General features: G+C 45.9%; 21 protein-coding genes and 1 tRNA gene. 9 read left to right on the top strand and 13 right to left on the bottom strand.

The genetic code is table 11. The annotated features are described in order from the left end of the window. Nucleotides 1-5 precede the first annotated feature (5 nt). The 7 genes from atpD to secA all read left to right on the top strand — a co-directional run bounded on the left by atpD (nt 6) and on the right by secA (nt 9,503). On the top strand, nt 6-1,427 hold the full coding sequence (atpD, locus tag G3M65_RS06110; RefSeq protein WP_173833696.1) for a F0F1 ATP synthase subunit beta: 1,422 nt from the start codon (nt 6-8) through the stop codon (nt 1,425-1,427). Next, the gene (rph, locus tag G3M65_RS06105) at nt 1,424-2,185 is read left to right on the top strand and encodes a ribonuclease PH (RefSeq protein WP_173833695.1); all 762 of its coding nucleotides are present in this window, start codon (nt 1,424-1,426) and stop codon (nt 2,183-2,185) included. The genes atpD and rph overlap by 4 nt, the downstream gene beginning before the upstream one ends. A 72-nt stretch (nt 2,186-2,257) precedes the next feature. Next, nucleotides 2,258-2,470, top strand: coding sequence for a FeoA family protein (locus tag G3M65_RS06100; RefSeq protein ID WP_173833694.1), 213 nt, complete (start codon nt 2,258-2,260; stop codon nt 2,468-2,470). Beyond that, complete coding sequence (gene feoB, locus G3M65_RS06095; protein WP_173833693.1) at nt 2,467-4,539, top strand: ferrous iron transport protein B; 2,073 nt, start codon at nt 2,467-2,469, stop codon at nt 4,537-4,539. Before G3M65_RS06100 ends, feoB begins: the two co-directional genes overlap by 4 nt. 166 nt (nt 4,540-4,705) lie before the next feature. After that, complete coding sequence (locus G3M65_RS06090) at nt 4,706-5,542, top strand: IS982 family transposase (protein WP_173833692.1); 837 nt, start codon at nt 4,706-4,708, stop codon at nt 5,540-5,542. A gap of 53 nt (nt 5,543-5,595) precedes the next feature. After that, a complete protein-coding gene (locus G3M65_RS06085) occupies nt 5,596-6,669 on the top strand; it encodes a hypothetical protein (protein ID WP_173833691.1) in 1,074 nt (357 codons plus the stop codon). Nucleotides 6,670-6,701: 32 nt separating this feature from the next. Further along, nucleotides 6,702-9,503, top strand: a complete 2,802-nt coding sequence (gene secA / locus G3M65_RS06080) for a preprotein translocase subunit SecA (RefSeq protein ID WP_173833690.1) — start codon at nt 6,702-6,704, stop codon at nt 9,501-9,503. On the opposite strand, the gene G3M65_RS06075 is transcribed toward secA, so the two are convergent. Then, the gene (locus tag G3M65_RS06075) at nt 9,412-10,110 is read right to left on the bottom strand and encodes an L-threonylcarbamoyladenylate synthase (RefSeq protein ID WP_173834685.1); all 699 of its coding nucleotides are present in this window, start codon (nt 10,108-10,110) and stop codon (nt 9,412-9,414) included. The genes secA and G3M65_RS06075 overlap by 92 nt on opposite strands. A 2-nt stretch (nt 10,111-10,112) precedes the next feature. Beyond that, entirely contained in the window at nt 10,113-11,171 is a 1,059-nt protein-coding gene (gene thrC, locus G3M65_RS06070; RefSeq protein ID WP_173833689.1) for a threonine synthase, read from the bottom strand. Nucleotides 11,172-11,206: 35 nt separating this feature from the next. Between thrC and G3M65_RS06065 the strand changes: the two genes are divergently transcribed. After that, nucleotides 11,207-11,289 (top strand) — tRNA-Leu (locus tag G3M65_RS06065). A 9-nt stretch (nt 11,290-11,298) separates the two neighbouring features. Next, nucleotides 11,299-11,832, top strand: coding sequence for a dCTP deaminase (gene dcd / locus G3M65_RS06060; RefSeq protein WP_173834684.1), 534 nt, complete (start codon nt 11,299-11,301; stop codon nt 11,830-11,832). Here dcd and G3M65_RS06055 read toward each other — a convergent pair. From G3M65_RS06055 to G3M65_RS06005, 11 genes are read right to left on the bottom strand one after another with little or no spacing between them, the layout of a single operon-like run. Further along, on the bottom strand, nt 11,823-12,200 hold the full coding sequence (locus G3M65_RS06055) for a DUF2203 domain-containing protein (protein ID WP_173833688.1): 378 nt from the start codon (nt 12,198-12,200) through the stop codon (nt 11,823-11,825). The two genes, dcd and G3M65_RS06055, sit on opposite strands and share 10 nt — an antisense overlap. A gap of 11 nt (nt 12,201-12,211) precedes the next feature. Next, entirely contained in the window at nt 12,212-13,225 is a 1,014-nt protein-coding gene (gene lipS1 / locus G3M65_RS06050) for a LipS1 family lipoyl synthase (RefSeq protein ID WP_173833687.1), read from the bottom strand. After that, nucleotides 13,222-13,668, bottom strand: coding sequence for a glycine cleavage system protein H (locus G3M65_RS06045; protein WP_173833686.1), 447 nt, complete (start codon nt 13,666-13,668; stop codon nt 13,222-13,224). The genes lipS1 and G3M65_RS06045 overlap by 4 nt, the downstream gene beginning before the upstream one ends. Before the next feature lie 24 nt (nt 13,669-13,692). Further along, the gene (locus G3M65_RS06040) at nt 13,693-14,082 is read right to left on the bottom strand and encodes a DsrE family protein (protein ID WP_173833685.1); all 390 of its coding nucleotides are present in this window, start codon (nt 14,080-14,082) and stop codon (nt 13,693-13,695) included. Then, nucleotides 14,079-14,336: a thioredoxin family protein gene (locus G3M65_RS06035; protein WP_173834683.1), complete on the bottom strand. Its 258-nt coding sequence runs from the start codon at nt 14,334-14,336 to the stop codon at nt 14,079-14,081. Before G3M65_RS06035 ends, G3M65_RS06040 begins: the two co-directional genes overlap by 4 nt. Next, nucleotides 14,336-14,815, bottom strand: a complete 480-nt coding sequence (locus tag G3M65_RS06030; RefSeq protein WP_173833684.1) for a glycine cleavage system protein H — start codon at nt 14,813-14,815, stop codon at nt 14,336-14,338. Before G3M65_RS06030 ends, G3M65_RS06035 begins: the two co-directional genes overlap by 1 nt. Before the next feature lie 11 nt (nt 14,816-14,826). After that, nucleotides 14,827-15,786, bottom strand: a complete 960-nt coding sequence (locus tag G3M65_RS06025; RefSeq protein ID WP_173833683.1) for a CoB--CoM heterodisulfide reductase iron-sulfur subunit B family protein — start codon at nt 15,784-15,786, stop codon at nt 14,827-14,829. Between the two features lie 11 nt (nt 15,787-15,797). Continuing rightward, entirely contained in the window at nt 15,798-16,556 is a 759-nt protein-coding gene (locus G3M65_RS06020) for a 4Fe-4S dicluster domain-containing protein (protein ID WP_173833682.1), read from the bottom strand. 2 nt (nt 16,557-16,558) lie between these two features. Continuing rightward, nucleotides 16,559-17,293, bottom strand: a complete 735-nt coding sequence (locus G3M65_RS06015; RefSeq protein WP_173833681.1) for a hypothetical protein — start codon at nt 17,291-17,293, stop codon at nt 16,559-16,561. Further along, nucleotides 17,290-18,348, bottom strand: coding sequence for an FAD-dependent oxidoreductase (locus G3M65_RS06010; protein ID WP_173833680.1), 1,059 nt, complete (start codon nt 18,346-18,348; stop codon nt 17,290-17,292). Before G3M65_RS06010 ends, G3M65_RS06015 begins: the two co-directional genes overlap by 4 nt. Before the next feature lie 50 nt (nt 18,349-18,398). Further along, nucleotides 18,399-19,751: a heterodisulfide reductase-related iron-sulfur binding cluster gene (locus tag G3M65_RS06005; protein WP_173833679.1), complete on the bottom strand. Its 1,353-nt coding sequence runs from the start codon at nt 19,749-19,751 to the stop codon at nt 18,399-18,401. Between the last annotated feature and the right edge of the window lie 37 nt (nt 19,752-19,788).

Here is a 19,788-nt window from a genome sequence, read left to right as displayed (position 1 = left end):
CAAACATGAAGGGAAGAATAGTGCAAGTTATAGGTGCGGTCATTGACGTGGAGTTTGGAGACAAGAACCTCCCACCTGTCAGACACGGTCTCAAGACAAGAAGAAAATTCATAGATGACAGAGGTAATTGGGCAGAAGAGGAGCTCTTCCTTGAAGTGGCTCAGCACATAGGAGAAAGCAGAGTCAGATGTGTGGCAATGGGTGCCACCGATGGTCTTGTGAGAGGTCAAGAGGTGGAATACCTCGGAGGTCCTATAAAGGTTCCAGTGGGTAGAGCAACCCTTGGTAGGATATTCAATGTGGTGGGTCAACCCATAGACGAGGCAGGACCTGTAAACGCAGAAGAATACTGGCCCATGTTTAGAGAGCCTCCACCCCTTGAAGAGCAGTCCACAAAGGTGGAGATACTTGAAACAGGTATTAAGGTGGTGGACCTTCTTGAGCCTTATGTGAAGGGTGGAAAGGTTGGTCTCTTTGGTGGTGCGGGAGTTGGTAAGACGGTTCTTATGCAGGAGCTCATCCACAACATAGCTAAGTTCCACAAAGGCTTTTCCGTAGTCATAGGCGTTGGAGAAAGGACGAGGGAAGGAAATGACCTCTGGCACGAGATGAAGGAGTCTGGAGTTCTACCCTACACGGTCATGGTTTACGGACAGATGAACGAGCCACCAGGCGTGCGTTTTAGGGTGGCACAAACGGGCATAACCATGGCGGAATACTTCAGGGACGTGGAAGGTCAGGACGTGCTTGTTTTCATAGATAACATCTTTAGGTTTGTCCAGGCAGGTTCTGAGGTTTCCACCCTACTTGGAAGGCTACCCTCTGCGGTTGGATATCAGCCCACACTAAATACGGACGTGGGTGAAGTCCAAGAGAGAATAACCTCCACCAAGAAGGGTTCTCTAACCTCTATACAAGCGGTTTACGTGCCAGCGGACGACATTACAGACCCAGCACCCTATTCGGTCTTTGCCCACCTTGACGCTACTACAGTGCTTGCCAGAAGACTTGCGGAGCTTGGTATATACCCAGCGGTTGATCCACTTGAGTCCACTTCCAAGTATCTGGCTCCCGAGTTTGTAGGAGAGGAGCACTATCAGGTAGCTTCCGAAGTCAAGAGAATACTCCAAAGATACAAGGAGCTTCAAGAGATAATAGCCATACTGGGTATGGAAGAGCTCTCTGAAGAGGACAAGGCTATAGTCAACAGGGCAAGAAGGATTCAAAGGTTCTTGGCTCAGCCCTTCCACGTGGCGGAGCAGTTCACGGGCATGCCCGGAAAGTATGTCAAGCTGGAAGACAACATAAGGAGCTTTAAAGAGATACTCACCGGCAACTACGACCACCTTCCTGAAATGGCATTTTATATGGTGGGCACCATAGAGGAGGTGGTGGAGAAAGCCAAGGCTCTGGGAGCTAAGGTTTGAGGTCTGACGGAAGAAGGCCCGGAGAGCTAAGACCGGTAAGGATAGTCAGGGATTATCTCAAGCATCCAGAGGGTTCTGTTCTTGTGGAGTTTGGAAACACCAAGGTTATATGCACTGTCTCCGTTCAGGACAGTGTCCCCCCCTTTCTAAAAGGCAAAGGGCAAGGCTGGATAACCGCTGAGTATTCCATGCTCCCAAGGGCTACACAGACAAGAAATATAAGGGAATCTGTGCAGGGCAGGATTGGGGGTAGAACTCACGAAATACAGAGAATGATAGGGCGGGCTATGAGAACCGCTCTTGACCTTACCAAAGTGGGAGAGAGAACCTTCTGGATAGACTGCGATGTTATACAGGCGGATGGTGGAACAAGGACTGCCTCCATAACTGGAGCTTTTGTAGCACTTGTGGATGCGGTTATAAAGCTATACAGCGATGGAGTCTTAACATCCACACCTATAAAGGATTTCGTAGCGGCGGTGAGCGTTGGAATAGTAAATAACCAGATACTTCTTGACCTTAACTTTGAAGAGGACTCCTCTGCGGAGGTGGACATGAACTTGGTAGCAACAGGCTCAGGAAGGATATCGGAGATACAAGCCTTGGGCGAGGAGCATTCCTTTACAAGGGAAGACTTTGACAAGATGCTGTCTCTTGGGCTTGAGGGTATAAAACAGCTTATAGAGCTCCAAAAAGCCTTTTTTGAAGTGCAGGGAGGAGTATTTAAGAGAAAGGAGATAAGAGAGGCAAGACTGTAAGATAGGATTTTCTACTTGACATTCTAATTTTGGAATTGTATATTAATTTCCAAATTCTTTTGGAGGTCTGGCATGAACCTTGAAGAGGTAAAACCTGGGCAGGAAGTGGTAATACTTGGTCTCAGCGGTAGAGAGGAGGTCTTAGAAAAGGTTAAGGCAATGGGTCTTAGAAAGGGTAGAAGGGTATCTCTTCTGCAAAAGATTGGAAGAAACCTTCTTCTGAAGGTGGACAACTCAAGGATAGTTATAAGTAAAGACCTGGCAAAAGGCATAGAGGTTCAATGAAAAGTATAAAGGTAGCCCTTGCGGGCAATCCCAACGTAGGAAAGACAAGTATTCTTAACCATCTTGCGGGAACAAACCTTAAGGTAGGTAACTGGCCCGGAGTAACTGTTGAAAAGAGGGAAGGAAAGGTAAAGTTTTGGGACTATGAAATAAACCTTGTAGACCTTCCGGGTATATACACCCTTGAGCCCATATCGGAGGATGAGTGGGTTGCATACAACTATATAACGCAGGAAAAACCAGACTTGATACTCAATATCATAGAAACACCCAACATGGAAAGAGACCTACTCTTAACCATAGAACTTCTTGAGCATGAAATACCTCTCATCTTAGTCCTAAACATGACGGACGAAGCCCAAAAGCTGGGAATAGAGGTCAAAGACAAATGGCTTTCTGAACTTCTTGGTGTGAGGGTCCTCAGGACAAACGGAAGGACTGGCGAAGGTGTAAAGGCTTTACTTCCAAACATAGTGGAAGTTTTTAACCTTAAGGAAAAAACAAAGGCTTTGAGATACAGTAAAGAATTGGAAGACATACTTGAGAAAGTAAGAGAAAGGGAAGACGAAACCAAGGCGGAGCTTATAAGAAAACTCCTCAACTCGGAAAAGTTTAGGGAGCTTAGAGAGTCCATAAAGAGCCTTATGGGTAGAGATGTTCAAGATGTCATTAGGGACGAAAGGTATGCAAAGGCTCATGGTCTATACAGGGAAGTGGTAGAGAGAAAACCTCTGACCTCAAGAGATATAACAGACTCCCTTGACAAGGTTTTATTGCACCCTATCTTTGGCATACCCATATTCTTTTTGTTAATGTTCCTGCTCTTTAAGTTCTCCTTTGACTTTTCTGCACCTTTTATGGAGTGGGTAGAGGGGTTTGTAAACGGCTTTATTGCTCCTGCTATTTCAGAAGGTCTGTCCCTTATGGGTGTTGGTGATTGGGTTCAGAGACTTTTTGCAGAAGCCTTTATAGGTGGTGTGGGCTTTGTTCTGACTTTCGTTCCTCTCATTGCGGTCATATACTTCCTGCTTGCTCTTATGGAATTTTCGGGTTATCTTCCGAGAGTTGCTTTTCTTATGGACAGGTTTATGCATAAACTTGGTCTCCATGGTAAAAGCCTTGTTCCTTTGCTTCTCGGCTTTGGATGTAATGTGCCTGCCATAGTTGCCACGAGGGCTTTGGAAACAAAAAGGGACAAATTTCTCGTCATAGCCATGATACCCTTTATGAGTTGTCCTGCAAGGCTTGTAGTTTTCTCCTTTTTTGCGGTGCTCTTTTTCAAAAACCCTGCGGTCATTATATTTTCACTTTATCTTTTAGGCATTTTCGTTGCATTTTTGACTGCTTTTCTTTTGAGAAAAACTCTATACGGAGGAACTCTCTATCACTTCGTTATGGAATTGCCACCTTACAGACTTCCCACGCTGAGACTTCTTTTCAGAGTTGTATGGGTTTATGTAAGGGATTTTCTATACAGAGCTGGTACCCTCATATTTGCAGCGTCGGTTTTCATATGGCTATTGCTGAATCTACCACCGGGTGTCAAAAATCCCTCTGAAAGCCTCGCAGGACAGATAGGAAAAGCTATATCTCCCATTTTTAAACCCCTAGGTCTTGAGGACTGGAGAATATCAACCTCCCTTATACCAGCCTTCCTTGCAAGAGAGATAGTGCTAAGTTCTATGGGAACCATATACACCGCAGAGGTAGAGAAGAGAGAAGAACATTTTGTCTTCTCGGAAGCTCTAAAGGGGCAAGCTATTGGCTTTGGTAATGCCTTAAAGGAGGCTGTGATAAATATCTTCAAGCCAGTGCCAACTGCTTTTGAAGTAGAAGAAAAAGGAAGCGACAGCTTAAGAAGTTTAATAGCACAGAGTATATCGCCAGCGTCCGCTCTGGCTTTTATGGTATTTTTACTGCTATACACTTCCTGTCTTGGAACGGTGGCGGTAATGTGGAGAGAGGCAGGAAAGGGTTTTGCCCTTACCTTTCTCGCATATAGCCTACTCGTGGGCTGGCTCTTCGGTTTCTTTGCATATAGGATAGGAAGTGTGATATGGAATACTTAGCACCGTTTTTGTTGGTGATCTTCTCGTTTTACCTTTGGCGGAGGGGAAGGAAAGGTTCGTGCTGTAGTTGAGGGTCGAGTGTGTTGTATAATAACCCGAGTTGCAAGTTATAAAGAGATGTGGTAAAAAAGCTCCCTATGGAGCATCCCCATAGGGAGGTGCAAAAATGACAGAAGATAGAATAATAACATACTTTGCAATTATAGACGATTTGCTCAATGAACTTAGACTTCGTGAAGAACCACAAGCGGTAATATCTAACTCGGAGGTGTTAACAATGGCAGTCATAGCCCACATAGATTTTTGTGCAAACTACTCAAAGGCTCTTGATTGGCTTAAAAGTTTCTGTAGTCATCTCTTCCCTAAAGTCCCTGATAAATCTACCTTCTCAAGAAGACTTGAAAAACTGCTACCTTATATGCAAACCATCATATTAAAACTCGCATCTCTACCACAGGTGGATGAAAGATATTACCTAATTGATAGCATGCCAGTGAAAGTGTGTGAGAATGCACGCATATGGACATGCAAAACATTAAAAGGTGAGCTATACAGAGGATATACACCAAGCAAGAGAGAATACTTTTACGGGCTTAAGCTAAACGCACTTATGGACTCTAAGGGTTTAATTAGAGAGGTTCATCTACTTGAGGGGAGTAGGCATGATATTGATGGTTTGGCAAACATGAGCTTTTACAGTGTAGAAAGTAAGGAAATCATATGTGATAAGGCATACAAGAATTATCTGATGGAGGATATCTTGAAGGAAGAGGGCATAGTGCTTAACCCATTAATGAGTATAAAGGAAAGCAGATATGAGGGTGAATGGATTGAGTATGCAAAGAGGTTATACAGGAGGCTTGCGGAGAGTGTGTTTAGTGTCCTTAAAAGGTTTATCGGTATGAGACCTTATTCTGTTAGCCTGAATGGGCTTCTTGTGAAAATCTATACCGCTGTGGTTTCCTATAATCTGTATAGAATGTGGAAAATGAACCTAATATAACTTGCAACTTGCGTTATAATAATTTAAGGTAATCTTGTGGGGGAGTTGGAGTTATGTCTGAAAACTTGCTAAAGATAGAGCTGTATAGGATTTTGGTAAGCGTCGCGGTAGGGCTTATAACTATATTGGTTTTTATTTTTAATGTTAGTGTTGCAGAGAGGTATTATTATAATCAAACACAAAGGAGCGATGCAGAGAAAAAAGTTATTCGCCAAAGTATGGACAGCATCGAAAGCAAAAATCAAGTTAGCATAAACAATCTCAGATTTACATGGAAAGATTTGAAATGGGCTGTGAAGAGAACCTTAAGGATTTTTAATGAAAATGTGATAGCATTTTTGGTCGTATCTGTTTTTGTTGGAGAGTTCTTTAGTTGGATTGGACTAATTTCTACTCTTGGATTATTCGAGAAAAATTTAGATGCAGGTTTACATAATAGAGAATTATACGTGGATAATGATATAAAATGGAGACATTTTATAGCTCTTGTTAGACCTATGGTTAATGAAAAAACAAAATTCACCTTAGGAATTTCTGAGGTTCATTTTGCATTGGCTAAAGGTTTTTCTGGTCTTTCTATAAGCATTTATGTGTGTTCTACTATGCTGATTATCTTTTCAATAATTTATATTGTTAGAAATTTTTCTATTGTTGCATCATATTCAAATCTTCCTAAGATTATATCAAGCTTGTCTGCTATCACATATTTTTTAATGTACTTCTTTCTCTTATTCATTTATATTATAGTTTACACGATACTTTTACTTAATCTAGTAATAAAAAAATGCGTGTTTTTAAACTCTTTGATATCTTCTTTAAGGAATATGCCTGAAAGGTTCATACTGATATCCTCAGCTTTTTTTATTCTGGTTATTTCTATAAATTTTTTACTTATAGATGTAAGTGATAAACAGGATTATTCATATTTCTTGTTCTTTATTCAGGTTTTTGCAGTAATTTTGTCTTTTCTCCTATCAATATACCATTTAAGGACAGCCAATCAATTTATGTGCCTCGCATCGGAAGAATGCTACAAAAAACAGGACACAATACAAGATACCACCTCTCAACCCTCAACAAACCAAAGCCCGCCACAATCACCACCTCAACATACTCAAGAGCGTTAGCCACAAAGCTAAAGCGTTATAATTTTAATACCATGATAGAATGGCTTGTTAAAAAGCTCCTTGGGACAAAGAGCGAGAGAGAAGTCAAAAGGCTAAGAAAGGTAGTCCAAAGGATAACACAAAAGGAGAAAGAACTTGACCAACTTCCAAACAAAGAGATAAGACTTATAGCACAAGACTTAAGGCAAAGGATACTGCAGGATGAGACACTAAAGCAGAAGATAATCAAAGGTGAGATAATTCCAGAGGTGGAGCTCGCCTTTGCTCTTGTAAGGGAGGCGGGCAAAAGGGCTCTTGGGCTTAGATTTTTTGACGTTCAGCTTATAGGTGGGCTTGTGCTTCACGAAGGCAAGATAGCGGAGATGAAAACGGGTGAAGGTAAAACCTTAGTGGCTACCTCTGCAGTGGTGGTCAACGCCATGACAGAGGAAGGGGTTCATGTGGTTACCGTCAACGACTACCTTGCGAGAAGGGACGCCCAATGGATGGGTGGACTATATCTTTTCCTTGGTCTTGATGTGGGTGTTATAAACTCTGACTATAGCTCCTACAGGGTAGAATGGGCAGACCCAGAGCTGGCACAGAGGGCTATAGAAGAAGACTGGAGGGTTTGGCCACAGGGCTATTTTGAGGAAACTCTACCCTCAGACCTCATAAAGGTTCAAGCAAAGAAGGCTTTCTATACTAAGCTAACGCCCTGCACCAGAAGACAAGCCTACGAGTGCAGTATAACCTACGGAACCAACAACGAGTTTGGCTTTGACTACCTTAGGGACAACATGGCTTTTTCCCTTGAGGAAATAGTGCAGGTAAAGGGGCATAACTTTGCCATAGTGGACGAAGTGGACTCTATCCTTATAGACGAAGCAAGAACGCCCCTTATAATCTCTGGTCCTGCGGAGATGGATACCTCCGTATACTACAAGGCGGACGAGGTGGTAAGAAGGCTCGTAAGGGACGAGGACTTTGTAGTGGATGAGAAGAACCGAACTGTCCAGCTCACAGAGCAGGGCATAAGAAAGGTGGAGGAACTCCTTGGTGTAGAAAACCTATACGATATAAGGAACATAGACCTCCTTCATGCGGTAAACCAAGCCCTCAGAGCCCACACCCTCTTTAAAAGGGATGTGCATTACATAATAAGAGACAACGAGGTTCTCATAGTGGATGAGTTCACTGGAAGGGTGCTTCCGGGTAGGCGTTGGAGCGACGGTCTTCATCAGGCTATAGAGGTAAAAGAGGGTGTTCCCATACAGCAGGAAAACCAAACCCTTGCCAGCATCACCTTCCAGAACTACTTCAAGCTCTACACAAAGCTCTCTGGCATGACGGGAACCGCCGAGACGGAAGCTCTTGAGTTCAAGGAAATATACGGTCTTGAGGTGGTGGTAGTCCCAACCCACAGACCCATGAGAAGAAAGGACCATCCAGACCTCGTTTACAAAACAAAGGAAGAAAAGTGGCAGGCGGTGGTAGACCTTATCAAACAAGAGCATGCGAAGGGAAGACCCATACTGGTGGGAACTGTTTCCATAGAGGACTCGGAGCATCTTTCAAGGCTTCTGCAAAAGGAGAAGATACCTCACAACGTGCTAAACGCCAAGCAGCATGAGAAAGAGGCGGAGATAATAGCTCAAGCGGGAAGACTTGGTTCGGTCACCATATCCACCAACATGGCAGGAAGAGGAACAGATATCCTTCTTGGAGGAAACCCAGAGTATTTGGCAAGGGAGATACTAAGGGCAAAGGGCAAAGCCCCAGAGGAAGCCACAGAAGAGGAATGGAAGGAAGCCTTAGAGAAGGCATACAGGATAACAGAGGAGGAAAAGAAAAAGGTGGTGGATTTGGGTGGTCTTCTGGTTATAGGCACAGAAAGGCACGAATCCCGGAGGATAGACAACCAGCTCAGAGGTAGAGCAGGAAGGCAGGGAGACCCCGGTGAGTCCCGCTTCGTACTATCTTTGGAAGATGACCTCATGAGAATATTCGGTGGCGACAGGGTAAAGAAGCTCATGGAGATACTCAAGATTCCCAAGGGAGAGCCCATAGAGAGCGGTATGGTTACCAAGGCTATACAAAACGCACAAAAGAGGGTAGAAGCCCAAAACTTCCAGATAAGAAAGAGGCTCCTTGAGTATGATATGGTGATGAACACCCAGAGGCTCACCGTTTATGCCATAAGGAGAGACCTTCTTGAGTCTAAAGGGATTGAGGAATACCTGCAAGAGTTTGTCTACGACCTTGTAGCCCAAAGGGTGGAAGAGCTCATAAAGGAAGAAGAGCCGGAGCTTTGGGAGCTTGAACCCCTAAGGGATTACCTAAAAGAGCTTACAGGCAGGGACATAGACATACCCAGCGCAAGGGACAAGGAAGAGCTTATAGAAAAACTCTCCCAAAGGGTACTTGAATCCCTCTTTCAGAGGAAAGAAGAGCTCGGAGAAGAAGTTTTCAGAGAGCTTGCAAAAATTCTCATGCTTTCAAACCTTGACCACCTTTGGAGAGAGCATCTGCACACCATGGACAGGCTTAGGGAGAGCATATACCTAAGGGGCTATGCCTCCAAAGACCCATTGGTAGAATACAAAAAGGAATCCTTCTACCTATTTGAGGATATGCTATCAAGGTTCCGAGAAAAGACCATATCGGATATAATGCACATGCAGGTGAGAACCCAAGAGGAGGTTCAAGAGGAGCTAAAAAGGGAAGAGCAAGAAAGGGACAAGCTCCTAAGCATGGCAGTCTTCAGCGGAGCGGAGGGAAAGGCAGATCAGGGTCAAAAAGGTCCAAAAAGGAAGACCCTAAAGGAGCGTCTTCAGGCAAGGCGGAAAAGGTAGTCCTTAACTCCCTGTAGGCTTGGAGTATTTTTTTAAAGGGTATGTTACCTTCTCTTATGAGCCTAAGACCTTTAGGGTATAGGGCTCTTACTATGGTTGAGGGTTTGCCCTTTCTTACGCCACCGTCCACATAAAGGTCAACCTTATCTCCAAAGTATTCTATAGCTTCTTTTATGGTGGTTGCTGGCTTTTGACCCTCTGGGTTTGCACTGGGTGCTACCACAGGCGCGTTTAGATATTCAAGAAGCTCATACACAGGGCTGTCAAAGGGAGGAATCCTCACCGCAAGGCTTTTTCTTCCTCTGGTCAGGTATAGGGGCAAGGTACTTCTTTTATAAAAGACAAAGGTGGCGTTAAACCTTTCCATGAGCCTCGTATGTAATTCACTGGCCCATAGCCCAAGGGTTTCCAGCCAGTGGATGCCCTTTATCAGAATTATGAAAGGTCTACCAGAGGGTCTTCTTATAGAGTAGAGCCTCTCCACCACCTCTCTGTTGTTGGCTACCGCCAGAAGCCCGTATATGGTGTCTGTGGGAAAACATACTATCTTCCCCTCTTTGAGAGTGTTGGCTACGTTGTTGAGAATATGGCTTGTGAGCTTTACCATCTTCACAGGTCTATCACCTCCATAACCCTTTCCACATCTGGCGGAAGTGTTATAGGGGGTTCACAGACCTTCATAGCCGTATCTGGGTCCTTTAGACCGTTGCCCGTGAGGGTACAAACCACCAGCTCTCCACCCTTGAAAAAGCCCTCTCTTGTGAGCTTTATAAGACCTGCAACAGAGGCCGCAGAGGCAGGCTCGCAAAACACACCCTCCGTTGAAGCAGTTAGTTTATAAGCGTGGAGTATTTCCTCATCGCTCACCGCATCAATAAGCCCGCCAGATTGACGCACCGCCTGGAGGGCTGGTTGCCAGCTGTAGGGATTTCCTATCCTTATGGCAGTGGCTATAGTCTGTGGGTTTTTTATAGGATAGCCCTTCACTATTGGGGCGGAACCCTCTGCCTGCCAACCCATCATCTTGGGCAGTTCTCTAATCTTCCCAGCTTTATGGTATTCTCCATAGCCCTTCCAGTAGGCGGTTATGTTTCCTGCGTTGCCCACAGGAATAAAGTGATAGTCTGGTGCCCTGCCAAGGGCATCGCACACCTCAAAAGCTCCCGTCTTTTGTCCCTCTATCCTGTAGGGGTTAACCGAGTTCACTATCTCTACAGGCAGAAGCTCTCCTATTTTTCTCACAATATACAAAGCGTCGTCAAAGTTTCCCTGGATGGCTATTACCTTTGCACCGTATATGACTGCCTGGGAGAGCTTACCCAGAGCCACTGCACCCTTTGGAAGGAGGACAAAGGCTTTGAGACCAGCCTTTGCCGCATAAGCGGCCGCAGAAGCAGAGGTATTGCCCGTTGAGGCACATATTACCGCTCTCTTTCCTGCCTCCACCGCCTTGGATATGGCTACGGTCATGCCCCTGTCTTTAAAAGAGCCTGTAGGGTTCAGACCTTCGTATTTGAGAAATATGTCCCCCTTAAAGCCTATAGCCCTCGCTAAGTTCTCTGCATAGATTAAGGGAGTATTTCCTTCACACAGTGTTATTATAGGTGTTTTCTCGTTTACAGGTAAAAACTCCTTATATTTGTGTATTATACCTCGCCAGTAGCTCATAACTCTGCGAGAAATATTATAATTTAATACCAGCAGGGGGTGTGGCGGAACTGGCAGACGCAGCGGACTTAAAATCCGCCGGTGATGAGCCGTGAGGGTTCGAGTCCCTCCACCCCCACACCTTGCCATGATATTGAGCGATAGAAGTATCAAGGAGCTTATAAAGAGAGGCAGGCTTGTAATAGAGCCATACAAGGAAGAAAACGTCCAAGCATCCTCCATAGACCTCACCTTAGGCGGAGAGCTTCTCTTCTATAGGTCTGGGTGCATAGACCTCAAGAGTGAAAACATGTCAGTGGAGAAGATAAACATACCCGAGGAAGGAATTCTTATACCACCAAAGGCTTTCCTTCTGGCAACCACAGAGGAATACATAAAACTTCCGGAGAATATTACCGCCTTTGTGGAAGGTAGGTCTTCTCTTGGAAGGCTTGGGCTTTTCATAGAAAACGCAGGATGGGTAGATGCAGGCTTCGAAGGACAGATAACCCTTGAGCTATACAACGCCAACAACTGCCCCATACGCATATACAAAGGCATACGCATATGCCAGATAGTTCTGGCAAGGTTAGACAAAAGGGCGGAAAAACCATACAGGGGTAAATATCAGGGGCAAAGAGGGGCTACGCCCTCAAAGGTCTATATGGATTTTCATTCGTAAAGTAATTCAATGGGTTTTCTGCCCGCAAAACCTTCATCAAGCTCGTGCCAATACATGAGTGTGTCCTCGTCTTCTTTCCAACAAAGCCATATGTAGCGATTTTGATGGAAGGAGAGAAAGTCCACAAGGATGGGGTCTATGCCCTTTATCACACCACCCAGTGCCTCTATTTTTTGGAAGAGCCTCCGTATTTCTATATCAAGGTCTTCCACATGGCTTTGGAGATAGAGCCTTTCTAACTCGTCCTTTTCCTCTTCAAGCCTTGCAAGGCAGGAATAGAGCTCTTCTTTCTTTAGGTTTATATCCTCTACTATGGGCTTTATAATTGTTATTAGGTCTCTTGCTGTGTCAATATCAAAAACTTTCATGGTTTTTAAATTTAATGCAAAAAGACAGTGGAGCAACAGTTTGGTGATACCACTGGTCTCAATCCTAGGCTTTTTGCATAGGTAAAGATGCCCTCCGCTGGGAAGGTTATACCGTTCACCCCCGCATGAAGGGCATACAGGTCAAACTTCACCCTTTCTGGACCGGCAGGTCTTGCACAACCTATAACCACAGGTTTACTTGGCAGTGCTTTTCTGGCATGAAGTATTACCTTGGCACTCTCTTCCGGCTTTGGTGGAGGTAGAAGCTGAAAACGGGCTTTACCATAGTAGGGCATAACCACCACCATAACAAGGGCGGAGGGGTCAAACTTGGCTATCATGTCTATGGCTCTGTATTCACCTTTTATTTGTCCGTAGTGAAGTCCTATTATCACATGCGGAACTATGTTGTGTCCTGCCTCTTTAAGAAGCCTCAGGGACTCCTCGTAGTCTTTTACGCTCTTGTGAGGTAGCTTGTATACCTCCGCTATGGTTTGGTCATCACCTATGATATCAAGAAGAACCGCATCTACCCGAGCCTCCTTTAAGCCCTCTGCGAGCTCTTTGTCCACCAAACCCACATGACAGCTTACGAACATACTAAGCTCTTCTTTTATCCTTTTCATAGTATTCAAGAAGGGATACAGCTCTACCACACCGTCCTTGTTAGAACCTCCAGATATGAGAATCCCATCCACGCCCTTTTCTTTTAGCTCCTGTGCCACCCTCCAAAGTTCTTCAGGGGTTGTAGCCGGTATCATGTGCCAAAGTATCTTAGAGGCACAATGGTCACACATAAGCTCACAGTTTCTGCCAGTTATGGAGATATCCACAAACTTTGGACCTGTCTTTATGGAAAAGTCCTCCACCTCGTAGTGCTTAAAGCCCGGGCTATGGAAGAATATATCCTTGCCAAAGTTTCTAAGCCTTATCTGGAAACCTTCGTAGAGCTCATCAAGAAGAGTTTGGTCTAACTCTAAATCTTCAAAAGATGGGGGGAGGTTTACCCCCCTGAGGTCTATCATCCGCACTTTATACCCTTCTCGTTTATAACCTTTGTGAGGGCGTCCACTGCCGCCTGACCCCTTAGAAGGCTATTAATTTCCTCGGGATTGGTAGGCTTTATCTTGGCTATCCATCCTGCACCGTATGGGTCATCGTTTGCAAGGGCTGGGTTGCCTTTGAGGGCTTCGTTTATCTCCACTATTTCTCCAGTTAGAGGTGTAGGAACTGGACCCACCCATTTACCGCTTTCAATGGTGGCTATGCTTTTGCGTCTTTCTATGACCTTGCCAGCCTTTTTTGGCGTGTAGGCCACAAGCCTTCCTGCCATGGCAGCCGCCACAGAGGTGAGACCCACTGTGAAGGTGCCGTCTCCGTTGTCCTTTGCCCAGGTGAAGGCGTTAGCCTCTGGGTCCACGTCATAAAGAAGGTCCTCGGGTATGTTGCATCCGTTCACTGTTGCCATGCTTTACCCTCCTTTATAGAAATTTTAAAAGGTTAGCACCTTATCCGCTTCCATAGCCCTAAGGGCAAACTCGCTGGCGGGAAACACCCCATCCAGCTCTGGTATAAGGTCTTCTGGCTTATAACCCATAGAGTCTATAGCTTGCTTGCAGGAGTAGAATTTTACCCCTGCCTGCTTGGCATCCTTCATAAAATCGTATACGCTTTTAAGCTTCTTGCCGTTGGGCGACAAGCAGTTGGGTTCTGCGGGCGTTATCTTCTCCGCAACACCCTTTTTGAGAAGCCTTGTGCCATCCATGTTGAAGAACATTTCAACTTCTGCTTCATTAGCAGCCATGAGAGCTGCTATGTAAAAGGGAGAAGCGCACCTCCAAGGCGTTCTTGGTCCGCTGGTCATCAGTATAACTACCTTCATGATTCTATCACCCTTCTGGCTTCCGCTTCATCAGGAACACCCACAAAGGTAAGCTTCCCGTCAATTATAGTAGATGGCACTGCCCTTACTATGAGCTTCTTTGCCCACATTCTCCCCTCTGGCTGTGCCACATCAAGCACCTCATACTTAAAGCCATATTCAGATTGAAGCCTTTTCCAAAGGGCATCCGCATCAGGACATGTGGCACACCACTGAGAAACAAGCAGTATAACATGCTTATCTTTGGCAGCCATCATGTGCACCTCATACAGATTATATCCCATTCATCAATGTATTTTCTCATTTCCTCTATGGCTTCTTTACCATAGAGGAGGTCCTTTATGTCTCTTTGCAAGTCCACTGGCTTCATCTTTACTATCCATCCCTCACCGTATGGGTCATAGTTTATTATATCAGGCTGTTCAAGGATCTTCTCGTTCCTTTCCACCACCTCGCCCTCCACAAGGGCGTTTATAGGTCCTGCCCACTTTCCACTCTCAAGAGATGCCACAGGTTTACCCTTCTGAATCACTTTGCCCACATTTTTGATACGGGCGTGCAGGAGCCTTCCAGCCCTTACTTGACCCACATCGGTAAGACCCATGGTGACCGTTCCATCCTCGTTCACCTTGAGCCATGTTTGGGTTTCTATTTCGTAGTATAAGTCAAGAGGGACAACGCATCCGTTGTATTCCCACTCGTTCCCGCTTTCCAGCTCCTGCACCACACCCATTTTTCACCCTCTTAGGCAAGTCCCAATCTTTTTAGCACTGGCAAGGGGTCTGAAAGGTTGTCCTTGAGCTTTACATCGTTTGCACTGTAGCCAAAGGCGAGCCCAAGAAGCTGTGTAAAGTAGGCAGCAGGCACATCCACATCCGGCACGCCCTTCATCATAAGCCTGTGACGATACATTTCAAGAGATGCATGGCAGAGGGGACATTCGGTAGCTATTATATCCGCACCGTTGCGTTTGGCAGTCTGCAGTATCATCATTACGAACTTTTCAGAGACCATCTCATCAGAAAGCGAGTGAGGACCTCCACAGCACTGGGTATGCATGGGTTCAAACTCCACGCTCGTAGCACCAGCAGCCTCAAGGAGGGCGTTCATATAGTATGGATGTTCGTCGTCATCGGCGGTCTCCCTCTTTCTTGGTCTTGCCTCTTCGTCCTGACCACCTGCGTGAGCGTAGGTTCTTGCGTAGAAGTGGGGTCTTGTGTATAGGCATCCGTAGTAGTTTGCCACCTTAAGACCTCTCAGGGGCTTTCTTGTCTTTTCCTTTACCTTCTGTGGTCCAGCCTCGTGATAGAACCATTCTAATATGTGATAGGTCTGAGGTATTTGGTCAAGGGGGTCTACACCGCCTTCTCTAAGAAGTGCATTGACCCTGTCATATACCGCCTTATCTGTTTCAAGGAAGTATTCCGCCCTTTGCAGGGAAAAGGAACATCCGTTGCAGGGGGCTACGATAACATTGTGCCCTTGCTTTCTTGCCAAGGACATGTTTCTGGCATTTAGGAGCATGGTGCCCATAAAGGTGACATTTTTGGACTCCATAGCACCGCAGCAGTTGTAGTCCTCAAGGTAGTCCAGTTCAAGACCAAGCTCCTTTGCTACTATTCTTGTAGAAACATCGTAAGCCCTCGCTGCACCCTCAAGGGAACAGCCTGGATAATAAGCAACCCTTTTTCCTATCACACCCATGTTAAACCTCCTTAATGTAATGCACCTTCTTCCTGCATAACCTTGCGTAGCACTTGCTTGAACCTGCTCCAGTTCTTTGTTCTTGGATGGAAGAGCATATGTTTGGCATTGAGCACCAGAAAGCCTATGTTCATAGACTTTATAGGTTTTACAGTTAGCTCTTTTAACCACTCAGGTGTTTCACCAAGGAAAGGTATGGGCTTTTTGAGTATGGGGTCTTTGAAGACCTTGTATCCTTGCTTTTCTATCCACCCAAAGAGAAGCTCTCCATCCTCTATTCTTCCGTATTCAAGCACAGACTCTGTAAAGAACTTATCAAACTTCTTGGAAGGATACTCCTCTATAAGTCCCTTCTTTGCCATAGTTCTAAGTATGGCTTTTAGTACCTCTTCCACAAGCACGCCCTTTGGACATCTGTGGGTGCATTTGTGGCAGGAAACGCACCTCCACATCACATCCGCACGCTTTTGAAGCTCGTCTATCATACCCAGCCTTGCCAAGTATATAAAGTGCCTGGGGTTATATCTTTCATCCCAATAGTTATGCACAGGGCAGGATGCAGTGCAGTAAGAGCACTGATAGCACTGGTTTATGGTCTTGCCATCTGGAGAGTTTATAATCTCCTTGGCAAAGTCAAGGTCGTAGTCGTTTATAACCCTTGGAAGGATTATAAGGTTCCAGTCTCCAGAGACGTCAACACCGTCAATAACAAGCCTTTCCTTCCTTAAAATTCTCTCTGGTTCTACAAGGCTACGCTCATGTATCGCCATGGTTATACCTCCAAAAGGTCTTCCTTTCTTATAACGCCAAGGAGCCTCCTTGCCATAACTCCTGCAGGAGGGAAGAAGCCCTTGGCACTATGCATGGTGGACAGGGTCATATAGTCCACATAGGTGGCGTATATCATAGCGAGGAATATATCCACAAAGAGATACCCCTTCACCTTTATACCAAAGTCAAGGAGCTTTTCCTGAATTTGTTTGTATATGAGCTCAAACTCTTCGTAAGTCTCTCCATACATGCTCCTCTTTGGTGGCTCTTCCTTTAGAAAAACCACTGCACCACTTTCGCTCTCTGGGTCCCATATCCAACTGGTCCAAAGCACATACTCCTCTGGAAAGGTAAAGTGGAGTATCTCGCTGGCTATATCCCTTGCAAACTTCCTGTCCACACCCCTTATCTCTCTTACAAACTTTTCTACCCTCTCTTCCCAAGTCTGAGCTTTGCCATAGAGAAGGTCGCTTATGGCTCTTTTGAGCTTGTTAACGCCTGTTTCTTGGATTATTTTCTGTCTTCTTCTTCTTGCAGGGAATATCTTTTCAAGCACAAGGTCAAGGTCTTCCTCTGTCAGAGAGGGTAGCCTTTCTTTGGAAAAAGCCTGCTGGAAAAGGAGGGACTTGGCGAGGAGGTCCTTGTAAAACTCCTGGACAAACTCCTCGCCTTCTCCAAGTATCTTTATCAGATAGTCCCTAACCAAAAAGTCGTCAAGAACTACAGGCTTTTTCATACTGTCACCTTTGCACCAAGGAAGGCTGCAGCTTCAGCAGCAGCAGCCTCACCTTCCGAGAAGGAGGACTCTATGTCTATTGGACCCTTACAGGCACCCGCTATGAATATTCCCGGCTTATTGGATATGATGTTAGAGCCAGACTCTTCAGAGGGAACAAGGAACTGGCTGTCGGGGTCTTGAGCAAGACCAAGTATCTTGGCAACCTTCTTGGTTCCGGGGGATGGCTCCATTCCAAGCACAAGCACCACAAGGTCCATAGGCACCTCTGCAGGTCTTTGTACGATGGTATCCTCGTGCTTTACTCTAAGCCTGCCGTCTGCAGGGCTGTATGTAATCTCCGCAATCCTACCCCTTACATACCTTACACCGTACTGCTCCTGAGGAGCCCAGTAGAAGGGATATTCCCAAGTGCCGTAGGTCCTCACATCCATGTAGTAGCAGAAAACATCCACATCGGGGTAGTGTTCTCTTATCTCCATACCCTGCAGACCAGAGAGGGCACAGCCATATCTACAGCAGTGCACGTTTGTCACACCAAGCTGTCTGTCCCTTGAGCCCACACAGAAGACAAAGGCAACCCTCTTGGGAAGCTGTCCGTTAGAGGGTCTGTAGAGCTTACCTTCCTGAGAGAACATCCTTTCCAGCTCAAGGTTTGTGATAACATCGGGATAAAGCCCGTAACCAAGTTCTCCCTTCCTCCTTGGGTCAAAGTGTTCAAACCCTGTGGCAACCACGATGGCACCAACTTCATATTTTTCACCGTTTGAGAGGGTTACCCTATACTCTCCAGGCTCTCCTTCACAGGCGGATATCTCCGTGTTAAGAAGCACCTTAATATTGGGATTTTGCTCCACATCCTTTATGTAAGGACCTATCACCTGGGAGGGTTTTAGTTTTCTGGGAATTAGTGTGTGATAATGGTTCTTGATGGGGTTCCCACCCAGCTGACTGTCCTTCTCCACAAGGATGGTGGAAACTCCGAGCCTTCCCAAGGTTCTTGCTGCCGCAAGTCCTGCGGGACCACCACCGATCACCAATACGCTCTTAGCCATGCTAAACCTCCTTTAATTGTTCTTAAGGGGGCAGAGCCCCCAGAAAAAGCTTATGACTTAAACAGGGGCATGTTTGCGGTTGCGGAAGCCTTTGGTTTACCCGTGGAAGTTCTGCTGTAGGGCTCATACAGGTCGTATTCCTTGAAGAACTCCATGAGCTCATCGTACTTGCCAGCCTTTTCAAGGTCTGCTATGTATTTAACGGTGTCTTCCCATTCTTTCCTTAGCTCTCTCCAGTTGGTTATACCCATCTTCTCAAGGAGAGGCTCGTAGTTGGAGCAGTTCCAGTAGAGCTGGACCACCTTAAAGGGATGAGCACCGCAAGCAAGAGCTGCAAACATAACGTCAGACATAACCGCTACAGGGTGATACATACCGTGAGCTTTTCCTATCCACTGGTTCTTCTCAAAGGTGGTGGTGCAGCCTGTGTCGTGAGTTACTATGAGATCCGCCTTTATCTCTTCTGCGATAACTTTGAGCTTTCTCTGTATGGCAAAAGACCTTGTGAACTCCCTTTCGGTAAGTATGTGCCTGAAGCCAAAGCCACAGCAGTCATACCAAGTGGAGTAGTCCACCACCTGTGCACCAAGAGCCTTTACCACTGCTGTAGAAGCAGCAGGTCTTTGACCGTTGTAGACCTCTGGGTCATAGGGATAGTCATCCGCTATCATCTTGTAGGTGTGGCAGGCGTTGTGTATGGCAACCCTCACATTGGAAACATCTATGCCCTTAGCCTTGCCTTCCTTTTCGTATAGCTCCTTTATCCTGTATCTCATAGCGTGGACCCACTCGGAGTAGTGGACCACTTCTTGGGGTATAACTATCCTTCCATCCTCTGTGAGCCTTCCGAGCTTTTTGAGTATAGGCTTTACCGCATCCCTTAACTCCTTGTTCATGATGAGCTGTTCCCTTGTCTCCTTGTAAGAGCCAAAGGATGTTCCGCAGTGGATGAGAGGATAGTATCCAGTCTTCCATGCTTGGTGCATGTTTCTGAGCCAGACCGCTGCCAAAGCTACTGGGTTGGATGTGCCAGAGCCGTGATAGTTCCATGCGGTGCAGGAGGTTTGGTGAGGCTCGTTAAGGTAGTCAAGGCCAAACTTGTTCATAAACCAGAAGACAGAGGCAGGATATCCGGGGATGTTTCCACACTGACCACAGGACTTGTGATGCCAGAGCTTGTTGGTGGGTATGAGCTTTATCCTTCCGGTCCTTGTAAAGACCTCTACGGGCTGGTGCTCCTCCGTAATCCTGTGTATGAGAATTTCGCCCTTGGCTTCGAGCTCTTCCATCATCTCAAAGATGTGGTCGTAGTGGGCGCTGTATTCTTTGAGGGGGAAGGGGGGCTGTTCTGGATATCTCAGAAGGCCTCCGGGGCTGTTATGTCCAAAGCCATGTTTTGCCATGATTACACCTCCTTAGTTTTTTCGGGGCATCAACCCC

The organism is Hydrogenobacter sp. T-8 (assembly GCF_011006175.1).
GTDB lineage: Bacteria > Aquificota > Aquificia > Aquificales > Aquificaceae > Pampinifervens > Pampinifervens florentissimum.
Note: the sequence above shows the minus strand (reverse complement) of the source record. Positions and strands in the feature narration are given on the sequence as shown.

Coding starts and splice junctions, on each gene's coding strand:
- atpD (WP_173833696.1), top strand. CDS start 6: ATGAAGGGAAGAATAGTGCAAGTTATAGGTGCGGTCATTGACGTGGAG.
- G3M65_RS06100 (WP_173833694.1), top strand. CDS start 2,258: ATGAACCTTGAAGAGGTAAAACCTGGGCAGGAAGTGGTAATACTTGGT.
- feoB (WP_173833693.1), top strand. CDS start 2,467: ATGAAAAGTATAAAGGTAGCCCTTGCGGGCAATCCCAACGTAGGAAAG.
- G3M65_RS06090 (WP_173833692.1), top strand. CDS start 4,706: ATGACAGAAGATAGAATAATAACATACTTTGCAATTATAGACGATTTG.
- G3M65_RS06085 (WP_173833691.1), top strand. CDS start 5,596: ATGTCTGAAAACTTGCTAAAGATAGAGCTGTATAGGATTTTGGTAAGC.
- secA (WP_173833690.1), top strand. CDS start 6,702: ATGATAGAATGGCTTGTTAAAAAGCTCCTTGGGACAAAGAGCGAGAGA.
- G3M65_RS06075 (WP_173834685.1), bottom strand. CDS start 10,110: ATGGTAAAGCTCACAAGCCATATTCTCAACAACGTAGCCAACACTCTC.
- thrC (WP_173833689.1), bottom strand. CDS start 11,171: ATGAGCTACTGGCGAGGTATAATACACAAATATAAGGAGTTTTTACCT.
- dcd (WP_173834684.1), top strand. CDS start 11,299: ATGATATTGAGCGATAGAAGTATCAAGGAGCTTATAAAGAGAGGCAGG.
- G3M65_RS06055 (WP_173833688.1), bottom strand. CDS start 12,200: ATGAAAGTTTTTGATATTGACACAGCAAGAGACCTAATAACAATTATA.
- lipS1 (WP_173833687.1), bottom strand. CDS start 13,225: ATGATAGACCTCAGGGGGGTAAACCTCCCCCCATCTTTTGAAGATTTA.
- G3M65_RS06045 (WP_173833686.1), bottom strand. CDS start 13,668: ATGGCAACAGTGAACGGATGCAACATACCCGAGGACCTTCTTTATGAC.
- G3M65_RS06040 (WP_173833685.1), bottom strand. CDS start 14,082: ATGAAGGTAGTTATACTGATGACCAGCGGACCAAGAACGCCTTGGAGG.
- G3M65_RS06035 (WP_173834683.1), bottom strand. CDS start 14,336: ATGGCTGCCAAAGATAAGCATGTTATACTGCTTGTTTCTCAGTGGTGT.
- G3M65_RS06030 (WP_173833684.1), bottom strand. CDS start 14,815: ATGGGTGTGGTGCAGGAGCTGGAAAGCGGGAACGAGTGGGAATACAAC.
- G3M65_RS06025 (WP_173833683.1), bottom strand. CDS start 15,786: ATGGGTGTGATAGGAAAAAGGGTTGCTTATTATCCAGGCTGTTCCCTT.
- G3M65_RS06020 (WP_173833682.1), bottom strand. CDS start 16,556: ATGGCGATACATGAGCGTAGCCTTGTAGAACCAGAGAGAATTTTAAGG.
- G3M65_RS06015 (WP_173833681.1), bottom strand. CDS start 17,293: ATGAAAAAGCCTGTAGTTCTTGACGACTTTTTGGTTAGGGACTATCTG.
- G3M65_RS06010 (WP_173833680.1), bottom strand. CDS start 18,348: ATGGCTAAGAGCGTATTGGTGATCGGTGGTGGTCCCGCAGGACTTGCG.
- G3M65_RS06005 (WP_173833679.1), bottom strand. CDS start 19,751: ATGGCAAAACATGGCTTTGGACATAACAGCCCCGGAGGCCTTCTGAGA.